The sequence below is a fragment of the Flavimobilis marinus genome, from assembly GCF_900113055.1.
Taxonomy (GTDB): domain Bacteria; phylum Actinomycetota; class Actinomycetes; order Actinomycetales; family Cellulomonadaceae; genus Flavimobilis; species Flavimobilis marinus.
Genome location: NZ_FONZ01000002.1, coordinates 470,641 through 483,135, shown reverse-complemented (window position 1 = coordinate 483,135; position 12,495 = coordinate 470,641). Strand labels below are relative to the sequence as shown.

The 12,495-nt window shown below is 70.0% G+C and carries 14 protein-coding genes; 6 read left to right on the top strand and 8 right to left on the bottom strand.

The window, feature by feature from the left end:
• The first annotated feature begins 7 nt into the window (after nt 1-7).
• Together BMZ30_RS07265 and BMZ30_RS07260 are read left to right on the top strand one after the other, a co-directional pair.
• Nucleotides 8-1,099, top strand: coding sequence for a glycerate kinase (locus BMZ30_RS07265; protein ID WP_093376663.1), 1,092 nt, complete (start codon nt 8-10; stop codon nt 1,097-1,099).
• A gap of 86 nt (nt 1,100-1,185) precedes the next feature.
• On the top strand, nt 1,186-1,536 hold the full coding sequence (locus tag BMZ30_RS07260; protein WP_093376661.1) for a HesB/IscA family protein: 351 nt from the start codon (nt 1,186-1,188) through the stop codon (nt 1,534-1,536).
• 92 nt (nt 1,537-1,628) lie between these two features.
• On the opposite strand, the gene BMZ30_RS07255 is transcribed toward BMZ30_RS07260, so the two are convergent.
• Together BMZ30_RS07255 and BMZ30_RS07250 are read right to left on the bottom strand one after the other, a co-directional pair.
• Nucleotides 1,629-1,856, bottom strand: coding sequence for a sulfurtransferase TusA family protein (locus BMZ30_RS07255; protein ID WP_093376658.1), 228 nt, complete (start codon nt 1,854-1,856; stop codon nt 1,629-1,631).
• Nucleotides 1,853-3,001 (bottom strand): cysteine desulfurase family protein, encoded by a 1,149-nt coding sequence (locus BMZ30_RS07250; protein ID WP_093376656.1) that lies wholly within the window; start codon nt 2,999-3,001, stop codon nt 1,853-1,855. The genes BMZ30_RS07255 and BMZ30_RS07250 overlap by 4 nt, the downstream gene beginning before the upstream one ends.
• Before the next feature lie 215 nt (nt 3,002-3,216).
• On the opposite strand from BMZ30_RS07250, the gene ctaC reads away from it, so the two are divergent.
• Genes ctaC through BMZ30_RS07235 form a run of 3 tightly spaced genes read left to right on the top strand, consistent with a single transcriptional unit; the run spans nt 3,217 to nt 6,367 of the window.
• Entirely contained in the window at nt 3,217-4,164 is a 948-nt protein-coding gene (gene ctaC / locus BMZ30_RS07245; protein WP_093376653.1) for an aa3-type cytochrome oxidase subunit II, read from the top strand.
• Nucleotides 4,161-5,972, top strand: coding sequence for an aa3-type cytochrome oxidase subunit I (gene ctaD / locus BMZ30_RS07240; protein WP_093376651.1), 1,812 nt, complete (start codon nt 4,161-4,163; stop codon nt 5,970-5,972). Before ctaC ends, ctaD begins: the two co-directional genes overlap by 4 nt.
• The gene (locus tag BMZ30_RS07235; protein ID WP_093376647.1) at nt 5,969-6,367 is read left to right on the top strand and encodes a cytochrome c oxidase subunit 4; all 399 of its coding nucleotides are present in this window, start codon (nt 5,969-5,971) and stop codon (nt 6,365-6,367) included. The genes ctaD and BMZ30_RS07235 overlap by 4 nt, the downstream gene beginning before the upstream one ends.
• A 108-nt stretch (nt 6,368-6,475) precedes the next feature.
• Here the strand turns inward: BMZ30_RS07235 and BMZ30_RS07230 are convergent, their stop codons facing one another.
• The 6 genes from BMZ30_RS07230 to ctaE form a co-directional block, all read right to left on the bottom strand.
• Nucleotides 6,476-6,685, bottom strand: coding sequence for a hypothetical protein (locus BMZ30_RS07230; RefSeq protein ID WP_229828522.1), 210 nt, complete (start codon nt 6,683-6,685; stop codon nt 6,476-6,478).
• Between the two features lie 150 nt (nt 6,686-6,835).
• Nucleotides 6,836-7,462, bottom strand: coding sequence for a superoxide dismutase (locus BMZ30_RS07225; RefSeq protein WP_093376642.1), 627 nt, complete (start codon nt 7,460-7,462; stop codon nt 6,836-6,838).
• 108 nt (nt 7,463-7,570) lie between these two features.
• A complete protein-coding gene (gene qcrB, locus BMZ30_RS07220) occupies nt 7,571-9,253 on the bottom strand; it encodes a cytochrome bc1 complex cytochrome b subunit (protein WP_093376639.1) in 1,683 nt (560 codons plus the stop codon).
• The gene (qcrA, locus tag BMZ30_RS07215) at nt 9,250-10,290 is read right to left on the bottom strand and encodes a cytochrome bc1 complex Rieske iron-sulfur subunit (RefSeq protein ID WP_373296842.1); all 1,041 of its coding nucleotides are present in this window, start codon (nt 10,288-10,290) and stop codon (nt 9,250-9,252) included. Before qcrA ends, qcrB begins: the two co-directional genes overlap by 4 nt.
• Nucleotides 10,287-11,066, bottom strand: a complete 780-nt coding sequence (gene qcrC, locus BMZ30_RS07210) for a cytochrome bc1 complex diheme cytochrome c subunit (RefSeq protein WP_093376636.1) — start codon at nt 11,064-11,066, stop codon at nt 10,287-10,289. The genes qcrA and qcrC overlap by 4 nt, the downstream gene beginning before the upstream one ends.
• Before the next feature lie 78 nt (nt 11,067-11,144).
• Nucleotides 11,145-11,795 carry an aa3-type cytochrome oxidase subunit III gene (ctaE, locus tag BMZ30_RS07205; RefSeq protein ID WP_093376634.1) on the bottom strand — a complete coding sequence of 217 codons (651 nt, stop codon included), beginning with the start codon at nt 11,793-11,795 and terminating at the stop codon, nt 11,145-11,147.
• 243 nt (nt 11,796-12,038) lie between these two features.
• On the opposite strand from ctaE, the gene BMZ30_RS07200 reads away from it, so the two are divergent.
• Nucleotides 12,039-12,476 carry a response regulator gene (locus BMZ30_RS07200; RefSeq protein WP_093377396.1) on the top strand — a complete coding sequence of 146 codons (438 nt, stop codon included), beginning with the start codon at nt 12,039-12,041 and terminating at the stop codon, nt 12,474-12,476.
• The last annotated feature ends 19 nt before the right edge of the window (nt 12,477-12,495 follow it).

Below are 12,495 nucleotides of genomic sequence, written 5' to 3'. Positions count from 1 at the left end.
TGACCGCATGCGAATCCTCCTGGTGGCCGGCAGCGGCTGGCGAGCCGCAGCCCCGGAGGTGGCTCGGGCGGCGGCGCGCGCCTGGTCGTCCGCGGCGCCCCGCGACGCCGTGGTGGCCCAGGCCCTGGCGGACGGCGGACCCGGCTTCGTGGAGGTGGCGCGGCCGCTCATGGCCGCTGACCCAGGGCTGCTCGTGCTGGAGACGGCGCTCGCGCCGGAGGGACCGGCCGGTGCGGGGACGACCGACCTCGTGGCCGGGACGTCCCTGGAGCTCGGGCGCATGCTCGGGGCCGCGCTCGCCACCGACGCGCGGACCATCGCGCTCGGGCTCGGGCCCGCCCCGGTGCACGGCTGGGCCGACGGGGGAGCGGGGCTGCTCGTCGGACTGGCCGAGGTCCTCGGCGTCCCGGTCCCTGGGCGTGATCGGCTGGTCGCCGGCGGAGCCGGGCTCGGTGGCGTGCGCGCGACGGACCTGCCCGACGTCGCACGGCTGCGACGCGCGCTCGGCGCCCGGGACGTGGTGGGCGCCTACCGCTCGAGCGACCCGGTCCTCGGGCTCGCAGGGCTCGCCGCCGGGCTCGCCGAAGCGCGGCGGCTGGACCCCGTCGTCGCGCAGGCTCTCGAGCACAACCTCGGCGACCTCGCGCACGCGCTCGCCGCGCTCGCTGGTCTCGCGGGACGCGACCTCCTCGCGGGCTCCGGACCCGCTGCCAGCGTCCGTGCGCTTGGCGCCCTGCCGGGCGCGGGTGGCGGTGCGGCGCTCGTCCTGCACGCCCTCGGCGTGCGGCTCGCCCCTGGCCTGCGCGTCGTCGCGGACCGTGCAGGTCTCGACGCCGCCATCAACGGCTCGGACGTCGTCGTCGTCGTCGTGCCGGCCGTCGACGGTGGCGAGATGCACGACGGCACGGTCGCCCTCGTCGGCGAGCTCGCGCTGGAGGTCGCCGTCCCCGTCGTGGTCGTCGCGGGGCACTGCGTGGCCGGGAGGCGCGAGTGGGCCGCCGCGGGCATCAGCGCGGTCTACGAGGAGCCTCGGCGGTCCGCCGCAGCGTCGGACGTGCTCGGTGTCGTCCCTCGGGTGGCGCGGACCTGGTCGCGGTAGGGCGGCGTTAGGCTGGACGGGAACAACCTCGCGTCACGCGGTGTTGACCACCTGACCGACGCCCCTCCAGCCGAGCGGAGACCTCCATGAGCGAGACCACCGAGACCACCACCCACGGAGTGACCCTGACGGACGTCGCCGCCGCCAAGGTCCGCAGCCTGCTGGAGCAGGAGGGTCGCGACGACCTTCGCCTGCGTCTCGCGGTGCAGCCGGGCGGCTGCTCCGGCCTGATCTACCAGCTGTACTTCGACGAGCGTCTGCTCGACGGCGACGCGGTCCGCGACTTCGACGGTGTCGAGGTCGTCCTCGACAAGATGAGCGTCCCCTACCTCGAGGGCGCCACCATCGACTTCGCGGACACGATCGAGAAGCAGGGCTTCACGATCGACAACCCCAACGCGGGTTCGTCCTGCGCCTGCGGAGACTCCTTCAGCTGAGTCGCAGGCGCTGCGGCGCCGCACGTCGTGCCCGAGGGCCGGTCCGTCACGGACCGGCCCTCGGGTCGTCCGGGGGGCGTGTCGTCCGGGTCTCAGCCCAGGACGACCGTCAGCGTGAGCTGACCGTCGCGCTCGGCGACGTCCGCCATCGCGTGCCCGCGCATCCGGGCCCACGCGGGCACGTCGCTGCGCACGGCGGGGTCGTCGGCGAGCAGCACGAGGGTGCTGCCGGGCGGCAGGTCGCGCGCCCGGGCGGCAAGACGGATCACCGGGAGCGGGCAGCGCAGGCCGCGGGCGTCGACCACGATCGCGCCGGTCACAGGCCTGAGACCCCGAGCCGTTCGCGCACGGCGGCCACGGCGCGAGGCAGCGTGGCCAGGAAGCGCTCGACGTCGTCGTCGGTGACGCCGTCGTGCAGCGCGATCCTGATGTTGCCGTGCGTCAGCGCGCCCATGGCGGCGAGCACGTGGCTCGGCTCGAGCGACAGCGACGTGCACGCCGACCCGGAGCCGACGGCGAAGCCCGCCCGGTCGAGCTCACCCAGCAGGGCCTCGCCGTCGACGTACAAGAACGAGAAGGTCACCACGTGCGGGAGCCGGGCGTCGGGGTGTCCGACGACGTCGACGTCCGGGACCGTCGCCGGCACCTGCGCGCGCAGCCGGTCGACGATCGCCCGCCGCCGTCGGTCCGACGCGTCCTGGGCAGCGAGCGCGGCTCGGAGCCCTACTGCGGCGGCGAAGGCCGTGGGCACGCTCACCCCGCCGGGCGCGAACGGGTCGGCGTCCTCGGGCCCGGGCAGGAGTGCGCGGACGCCCGTGCGCACGACCAGCAGCCCGACGCCGACCGGGCCGCCCCACGCGCTCGGGTTCGCCGTGAGCACGTCCCACGACGGCCCGACCGCGACGTGGCCGAGGCTGGCCCCGGCGTCGACGAGCAGGGGGACGCCGTGCGCGCGCGCGACCGCGTGCACCTCGGCGACCGGCTGCAGCGACCCGACCTCGCCGTTGGCGTGCTGGAGCGCGGCGAAGGCGACGCCAGGCTCGCGCAGGGCGTCAACCATGGCCTCGGCGTCCACGCGCCCGTGCTGATCGACGGGCACGATGGTGACGTCGTCCCCGGCGACGAAGTCCGCGGCGGCCAGGACCGCTGCCCGCTCGACCGCGCTCACGACGATGCGCCTGCCGACCCGGCGCCGACCGTGCGCGAGGGCAGCGACCGCGCCGTGCGCGGCCGTGACCGGCGTCGCCGTGAAGTGCACCTCGTCGCTGCGCGCTCCGAGCGCCTCGGCCACCGCCTGGCGAGCGGCCGACAGCAGCGCGGCTGCCTGGCGTGCCTCGCTGTGCAGGCCGGACGGCTCCGACCAGCCCTCGCGCCAGGCCTCCCGGGCGGCCTCGAGCACCTCGGGGCGCGGCGGGGCCACCGCCGAGGTGTCCAGGACGACGCGGGACAGGGGAGAGGAGCTCATGCTGCTGACGCTAGCGCGTCGTCGCCAGAGCCCTCGGCGGACCACGCTCGTGCTGTTGGTGACAAAAAGCAGTGAAGTGCCATGACTCCCCGGGGCCTGGGGGCGAGCGGGGCCAGATCCAGGCGATAGGCTCTCCATGTCGAGGACCAAGGTCCCAGGACGCGCGTCGGAGAACGACGCGAGCCCGACCTGGGACGTGACGCGAAAGGCCCCCCTTGCACCCGCAGACTCCCACCCGCGCACGACGCCGACCGGCGCTGCGTGGTTTCGTCGCCAGCATCGCCGTCGCGCTGCTCGTCGCCGGCTGCTCGGAGGACGCCCAGCGCGGCTACCTCCCGGGCTACTCGGACGGGCCGGTGACCAACCACACGGACCGCATCACGAGCCTCTGGAACGGCGCCTGGATCGCCGCCCTGGCCGTCGGGCTCCTGACGTGGGGCCTCATCCTGTGGTGCGTCGTGGCCTACCGGAAGCGCAAGAACGACCGCGTGCTCCCCATCCAGACGCGCTACCACGTGCCGCTCGAGATGATGTACACCGCGATCCCGATCGTCATGGTCGGCGTGCTGTTCTTCTTCACGCAGCGCGACATGACCGAGATCCGCGCGACGGACGCAGAGCCGGACGTCACCATCCAGGTCATCGGCAAGCAGTGGAGCTGGGACTTCAACTACCTAGACGACGGGGTCTACGAGACAGGCCGCCACGCGACCGACGTCGGCAGCCTGGGCGGCGACACGAGCCTCGACGGTGCGCTCGGCACGGACGAGTCGCTGCCGACCCTGTACCTCCCGGTCGGCGAGCAGGTCGAGCTCGTGCTCGACGCCCGTGACGTCATCCACTCCTTCTGGGTCCCGGCGTTCCTCGACAAGCTCGACATGATCCCGGGCCGGACCAACGTCATGCAGCTCGTGCCCGAGCGCGTCGGCTACTACGCCGGCAAGTGCGCCGAGCTCTGCGGCGAGCACCACTCCGGCATGCTCTTCAACCTGGCGATCGTGCCGCGCGCCGAGTACGACGCCAAGATGGACGAGCTGCGCGCTGCGGGGCAGACCGGCCAGCTCGGCCTCGACCTCAACCGCCGCTACAGCGGGACGGACTCACCGATCCAGGACGGGTCGAACAACGAGGACGCCGCGATCATCGATGGGACCAACGAATGAGCAGCGCCGCAGCCGGCACGCCCGGTCTGAACCCCCGGCGACAGAACCTGGGCAGCACGGTCGTCAAGTGGGTGACCTCCACCGACCACAAGACGATCGGGTACATGTACCTGATCACGTCTTTCCTGTTCTTCTGCATCGGCGGCCTGATGGCGCTGGTGATCCGAGCTGAGCTGTTCGAGCCCGGGATCCAGCTGGTGCAGAGCAAGGAGCAGTACAACCAGCTCTTCACGATGCACGGCACGATCATGCTGCTGCTCTTCGCCACCCCGCTGTTCGCGGGCTTCGCGAACATCATCATGCCGCTGCAGATCGGCGCCCCCGACGTCGCGTTCCCACGCCTGAACATGTTCGCCTACTGGCTGTACCTGTTCGGCGGCCTCATCGCGTGCGCCGGCTTCTTCACGCCCCAGGGCGCCGCGTCGTTCGGCTGGTTCGCCTATGCGCCGCTGTCGAACACCACGTTCAGCCCGGGCCTCGGTGGAGACCTGTGGGTGTTCGGCCTCGCGATGACCGGTTTCGGGACCATCCTGGGAGCGGTCAACTTCATCACGACCATCATCACGATGCGTGCGCCGGGCATGACCATGTTCCGCATGGCGATCTTCACCTGGAACACCCTCATCACCAGCATCCTGGTGCTGATGGCGTTCCCCCCGCTGGCCGCCGCGCTCTTCGGCCTTGGTGCCGACCGGCGCCTGGGCGCGCAGATCTTCAACCCTGAGAACGGTGGCGCGCTGCTCTGGCAGCACCTGTTCTGGTTCTTCGGGCACCCCGAGGTCTACATCATCGCGTTGCCGTTCTTCGGCATCGTGTCCGAGATCATCCCCGTCTTCAGCCGCAAGCCGCTCTTCGGCTACAAGGGCATCGTGTTCGCGACGATCGCCATCGCCGCGCTGTCGGTCACGGTGTGGGCCCACCACATGTACGTCACCGGCGCCGTGCTCCTGCCGTTCTTCGCACTCATGACGATGCTCATCGCGGTGCCCACCGGAGTGAAGTTCTTCAACTGGATCGGCACGATGTGGCGAGGGAAGATCACCTTCGAGACGCCCATGCTGTGGTCGATCGGTTTCCTCGTGACCTTCCTCTTCGGTGGTCTCACGGGCATCATCCTCGCGAGCCCGGCACTCGACTTCCACCTGTCCGACTCGTACTTCGTGGTCGCGCACTTCCACTACGTCGTGTTCGGCACGGTCGTCTTCGCGATGTTCGCCGGCTTCTACTTCTGGTGGCCCAAGTTCACCGGGACGATGCTGAACGAGCGGCTGGGCAAGATCCACTTCTGGACCCTGTTCTTCGGTTTCCACGCAACCTTCCTCATCCAGCACTTCCTCGGCGTGCGCGGCATGCCGCGGCGCTACCCGGACTACATGGCGACCGAGGGCTTCACCTGGATGAACCAGGTCTCGACCGTGGGGTCATTCCTGCTCGCAGCGTCGACCCTGCCGTTCATCTGGAACGTCTACATCACCTGGCGTCGTGCGCCGCGCGTGGCGGTCGACGACCCGTGGGGCTACGGCTCCTCGCTCGAGTGGGCGACGTCCTGCCCGCCGCCGCGCCACAACTTCGTGAGCCTTCCGCGCATCCGCTCCGAGCGTCCGGCCTTCGACCTGCACCACCCCGAGGTCGCGGCGATGGATCACATGGACCCGAACCCCAACCTGCTCGACCAGGTGCTGGGCGAGGCGGACCGCCGCGGCGAGCAGTCGCTCACGGCGGCCCGCGCGGGCAGCAACGACGGCGAGCCGGAGAAGTCGGCCACCAAGATCATCGATCCCCAGGACGACCAGGAGGACCGGAAGTGAAGATCGAGACACGCCTCTTCATCTACCTCGCCCCGTTCTTCGTCGTCGTCGGCGTGGTCTACGGGTTCTGGAGCTCCTGGGAGCCTGTCGGCACCGCGTGCCTGCTGCTCGTCGCCGGCCTGGCGGCGATGATCGGTGCCTACCTGGCGATGACGGCCGCGCGCATCGACGCTCGGCCCGAGGACGACGCGCACGGTGAGATCGAGCAGGGTGCCGGGGACCAGGGCGTGTACGCGCCCTGGAGCTGGTGGCCGCTGGTGCTCGCTGGCACCGGAGCGATCTGCTTCCTCGGTCTTGCTGTCGGGTGGTGGGTGTTCTACATCGGCGCGGCGCTCGGGATCATCGGCCTGGTCGGCTGGGTCTTCGAGTACTCACGTGGGGTGCACGCGCACTGAGCTGCGCGCGGCCGACCGCCGCGCGCCACGGCACTGCAGGGTCCCGACCGTCTGGTCGGGGCCCTGCTGCGTTGCGGGGTATCGGACCCTGAGCGCTGTCGAGCACCTTCAGGGCTCGATGTGCACCTGCTCGAGGTGCACGGAACCGTCCGGTGCCACGACGCGACGGAACTCCGTCCGCAGCGCGCTGTCGCGGCCGGCCTCGTCGACGGTGGCAGGGCGCAGCGGCGCGACCGGGTTCCCGACCTGCGCCGGGCCCAGGACGAGCGTGAGCTTCTCCGTGAGGGCCATGCCCCACCGGGTCTTCCTGCGCGCCACGCGCCCTCCTCCTTCGTGCCCCGCCAGCAGCGGAGTCCGTCGTGCGTACCAAGTTCCAGGATAGGCGACGGCTGTCCTCCGCCAGGCCCCCGTACATGCGCGAAGGGGCGCCCCGCGCGGTCGGCGGGGCGCCCCTGACGTGGGCGGTGGTCAGCCAGCGACCAGGAGCCCCGACGTCTGCGTGCGTGCGCGCTCGAAGCGCGCGGTGACGTCGGCCCAGCTGACGATGTTCCAGAAGGCCTTGACGTAGTCCGCCTTGACGTTGACGTAGTCGAGGTAGAACGCGTGCTCCCACATGTCGAGCATGAGCAGCGGGGTCAGGCCCACGGGCACGTTGCCCTGCTGGTCGTAGAGCTGCACGATCACGGGGCGGGCACCGATCGAGTCCCACGCGAGGATCGACCAGCCCGACCCCTGGATGCCCAGGGCGTTCGCGGTGAAGTGCGCCTGGAACTTGTCGAACGAGCCGAAGAACTCGTCGATCGCCGCAGCGAGCTCGCCGGTGGGCTTGTCGCCACCCTCGGGGGAGAGGTTCTGCCAGAAGACCGAGTGGTTGATGTGCCCACCGAGGTTGAACGCGAGGTTCTTCTCGAGCAGGTTCACGGTCTCGAAGGCGCCGTTCTCCCGAGCCTCGGCCATCTTCTCGAGCGCCGTGTTGGCGCCGGCGACGTACGTCGCGTGGTGCTTGGAGTGGTGCAGCTCCATGATCCGCCCGGAGATGTGCGGGGCGAGTGCGGCGTAGTCGTAGGGAAGGTCGGGAAGGGTGTACTCAGCCATGCTGTGCCTCCATCGTCGTGGCGCCAGGCGCCGTGATTTGGTGCGATGACGGAGCCCCGGCACCCGGGAGGGCGCCAGGGCTCCGTCTGTGACAACTCAACCGCGTGCTCAGTGATTCCGCTCGTCGGGGCCGGATGCGTCGCTGATCTCGGCGTGGGGCGAACCTTGGGCCGGGACCGCATGCGCCTCGTGCGAGTGCGCCTCCGCGAGCTCCGCGGGGGTGACGGGCTCGACGCGGTCCTCGAAGAAGAACCGGGAGAGACGCTGCGCACGCTTGTCGGCCCGGTAGCCCTTGCGGCGCACGCCGCGGGCGTCCTCGGGCGGGTCGATCTCCAGGGGCCGCTGGACGTCGTGGCCGACACGCAGCCACCGCTCCTGCTCGTCGAGGGGACGGTGCACCTCGATGTACTCCCCGTTGGCAAACCGCACGATCCGGCCGGTCTCGTGGCCGTGGAGTACCAGCTCCCGGTCCTTGCGCTGCAGGCTCAGGCAGATGCGCTTGGTCGCCCAGAACGCGATCACCGGACCGACGAAGATCAGGACGCGGAACGCCCAGGTGATCTGGTTGATCGACATCATGAAGTGCGTCGCGATGAGGTCGTTCGAGCCCGCGAGGACGAGGATGCCGAAGGCCGTGAGGAACGCCATGCCGAGCGCCGTGCGCGTCGGCACGTTGCGCGGGCGGTCGAGCACGTGGTGCTCGCGCTTGTCGCGGGTAGCGGCGGCCTCGAGGAACGGGTAGACCGCCAGGAACGTGAACAGCAGACCGGGGATCACGACGCCCGGAACGAGGATGTTCCAGGAGATGGTGAAGCCGAAGATCTCCGACTCCCACCCGGGCATCAGGCGCAGGCCGCCCTCGAGGAAGAGCATGTACCAGTCGGGCTGGGCGCCCGCGGACACCGGTGAGGGGTCGTACGGACCGTAGTTCCAGACGTTGTTGATCGCCATGGTGGCGCCCATGAGGGCGAGCACCCCGAACACGATGAAGAAGAAGCCACCGGCCTTGGCGACGTACACGGGGAACAGCGGGTAGCCGACGACGTTCTTGTCGGTCCGGCCGCCGCCCGGGTACTGCGTGTGCTTGTGTAGGACGACCATGAACAGGTGCAGACCGACCAGCGCGAGGATGAGCGCAGGGATCAGCAGGATGTGCACGGTGAACAGGCGCGGGATGATCTGCTCGCCCGGGAACTCGCCGCCGAAGAGCGCGTACGAGGCGTACGAACCAATCACGGGGATCGACCGGGCGACACCGTCGGCGATCCGCAGGCCGTTGCCCGAGAGCACGTCGTCGGGCAGGGAGTACCCCGAGAAGCCGGCGAGGAGACCCAGGATCATCAGGGTGAAGCCGACCAGCCAGTTGAGCTCGCGCGGCTTGCGGAACGCGCCCGTGAAGAACACGCGCATCATGTGCGCCACGATCGAGGCCATGAAGAGCAGGGCGGCCCAGTGGTGGATCTGCCGCATGAGCAGACCGCCGCGAACCTCGAACGACATGTGCAGCGTCGAGGCGAAGGCCTCAGACATCTCCACGCCCTGCATGCTCACCGGGAGCGCGTCCGTGGGGTAGGTGATCAGCCCCATGCTCGGGACGAAGAACATCGTGAGGAACGCGCCCGAGAGGATCAGGACGACGAACGAGTAGAGCGCGATCTCACCGAGGAGGAACGACCAGTGGTCGGGGAAGACCTTGCGGGCGAACTCCTTGACGGCGGAGCCCACGCCGGTGCGCTGGTCGAGGAAGTCCGCGGCTGCTGCGCCGCGGGGCTGCTGCGTCGTGGTGCTCACTTGAGGCGCTCCCAGTAGCTCGGGCCGACCGGCTCGTCGAAGTCTGCCTGCGCGACGAGGTAGCCCTCGTCGTCGACGGTGATCGGCAGCTGCGGCAGCGGGCGCTTGGCGGGGCCGAAGACGACCTTGGCGCCGTCGGCGACGTCGAAGGTGGACTGGTGGCAGGGGCACAGCAGGTGGTGCGTCTGCTGCTCGTACAGCGCCACGGGGCAGCCGACGTGCGTGCAGATCTTCGAGTAGGCCACGATGCCGTTGTAGTGCCAGTCCTTGGTCTTCTCGGTCGTCTTGAGCTCGCGCTCGTCGATCCGGACGAGCAGGACGATCGACTTGGCCTTCTCCTCCAGCCAGTGGCTGTGCTCGCGAAGCCCGTCCGGGATGACGTGGAACACCGACCCGATGGTGACGTCCGCGGCCTTGATGGGCCGTCCCGACGGGTCCTGGGCGAGGCGCGTGCCCTTGCTCCAGATCGTGTGACGGAACTTGGAGACCTTCCAGTCACCGCCGAGGTTGCCGACCAGCGGGACGGCGATCGTCAGCGGGAACAGTGCCAGGGCGGAGATCATCGCGCCCTTGAGCACGCCACGACGGCCGATGCCGGAGTCGCGCACGCCGTCGTTCAACGCCTGGACGGCGGCGACGCGGTCCTCCTGCGAGCTCGCCACGGGCTTGCGCTTCTCGGCGACCTCGTGGTCGGACATGAGGGTCTTGGCCCAGTGCACGGCGGCGAAGCCGATGCCGAGGAGGCTGATCGTCAGACCGAGGCCCAGGCCGAGGTTCGCAGCCTTGACGGTCGAGGGGTCGTCGGTGAGCGGCAGCGCGACGTAGGCGACGATCGTCCCGATCGCGCCGAGGATCGACAGCACGAAGAGGATGATGACGGTGCGCTCGGCGCGCTTGGCGGCGCGCGGGTCCGTGTCCGTGGAGCGCAGCTGGTGCTCAGGCATGCCCGGGTCGGTGAAGCGCTCCGGGTGGGTCGTGAGGTCGGTCCCGGGGGTACCGGAGGCGACGACGTCGTTCGGGTTTTCTGGGGTGGTCACGAGGACTTGGCTCCGATCCAGACAGAAGCGGCGATCAGCAGGCCGAGGCCGACGACGAAGACCCACAGGCCCTCGCTGACGGGGCCGAGCGAGCCGAGCGTGAGCCCGCCGACCGATCCGTCGCGCTGCTCAGCGAGGAACGCGATCACGTCGCGCTTCTCCTCGGGGGTCAGGTTCGCGTCGTTGAACACGGGCATCGCCTGCGGACCGGTGGCCATCGCCTCGTAGAGCGCCGTGGGCGTGGTGTCCCACAGGGCCGGGGCGTACTTGCCCTCGGTCAGGGCGCCGCCGGCGCCGACGGCGTTGTGGCACATCGCGCAGTTGGTGCGGAACAGGGCGGCTCCGTTGGCCGAGTTGCCGAGGGCAGGGTCGACCATCTCAGCGGTGGGGATGGACGGGCCGGCGCCGAGCGTCGCGACGTACGCCGCGAGCTGGAGGGTCTGCTCCTCGTCGAACTGCGGCGGCTTGGCCATCGCCTGCGGACCGCTCATCTGCATCGGCATGCGACCGGTGCTGACCTGGAAGTGGACGGCGGCGCTACCGACGCCGACGAGCGAGGGGCCGTCCTGCGTCCCGGTGGCGCCGGGGCCGTGGCAGGTCGCGCAGTTGGCCTCGAAGAGCTGCTTGCCCTTGGCCACGTCGTCTTCGGTCATGGTCTCGGCGTTGGCTGTGGCGGGGGCCACGGCGGCGTAGGCGCCGCCCATGGCCAGGAGCGCCAGGAACAGCAGCACGACCGGTGCCAGCCTGTGGTGCCGGCGGGCGGCGAGTGCCTTCACGGGATGATCCTCGTCTCGCGTCTCGGGTGTCGGTGGAGCGGGGGTGGAGCAGGTGCGGACGCCGGGGCGTCCGGTGCGTCAGCGCAGGACGTAGACGACGATGAACAGCGCGATCCACACGACGTCGACGAAGTGCCAGTAGTACGACGTGACGATCGCGGTGGTCGCCTCGTGGTGCCCGAACTTCTTGGCCGCGAACGACCGGCCCAGCACGAACAGGAAGGCGATGAGCCCACCGATGACGTGGATGGCGTGGAAGCCGGTGGTGATGTAGAAGACCGAGCCGTACGGGCTCGAGGAGATCGTGACCCCGTGCTGGACGAGCTCCGCGTACTCGTACGCCTGCCCAGCGACGAACACCGAACCCATGATGAACGTGAGGGTCATCCACTCGTTCATGCCCCAGCGGGAGACCTGGAAGATCGATCCGGACCGCGTCGGCTGGAAGCGCTCGGCCGCCCACACGCCCATCTGGCAGGTCACCGAGGACAGGACCAGGACGGTCGTGTTCGCCAGGGCGAACCAGAACGCGAGGTTGTCCGAGTGGCTGGACCACTCCTGGGCGGGCATCACCGAGCGGTGCGTGAAGTACATCGCGAAGAGCCCGGCGAAGAACATGAGCTCGCTCGCGAGCCACACGATGGTGCCCACGGACACCGGGTTCGGGCGGTTCACGCTTGCGTGCGTAGGTGTGCTGGTCGCAGCCGTTGCAGTCGTCACGAGAGCCATTATGGCCGAACTGACGGCCGTTCGGGGCCAAAGACCCATGCCGCGCGTGGCTGTGTGCATCACAATCGCCGTCACCGTCGACCGCGAACCGCAGAACCATGCGGGAGCGGCGGGATTCCGCCACTCTTTGATGACGGCTTCACCAATAATGTCAGTCCGCACGCGGGTCGTTTCGCCGCCGTCCAGCGGTGCGTGACAAGATCGTCCGAGCAGTGCACCACCCGACCAGCGAAGGCGATGACGATGTCCCTCACGCACCACGACGCGACCGTTCCTGACGAGGGCAGCCGGCCCGGTCCCCGCATCCTGCTGCACAGCGACGACCCGGCCGTGCGGGAGCGCGTGCGGACTGCCGTCGGACCGCGCCTGGCGGTCGGCGCTCCCGAGATCACGTGGCACGAGGCCGCGACCCACGCGGGCGTCATGGACATGGCGGACGTGGCGTCGTTCGACCTCGTTATCCTCGACGGCGAGGCGGACAAGTCCGGGGGGATGGGGCTGTGCCGCCAGATGAAGGACGAGGTGTACGGGTGCCCGCCCGTCGTCGTGCTGACCGGTAGGCCCCAGGACGCCTGGCTCGCCTCCTGGTCGCTCGCCGACGCGACGGTGTCCCGCCCCCTCGACGCGATCGAGGTGCAGCGCACGGTGGCTCAGCAGCTGGGTGCCGTCCGTCCGCACTGACAAGGAGCCCACCGTGGAC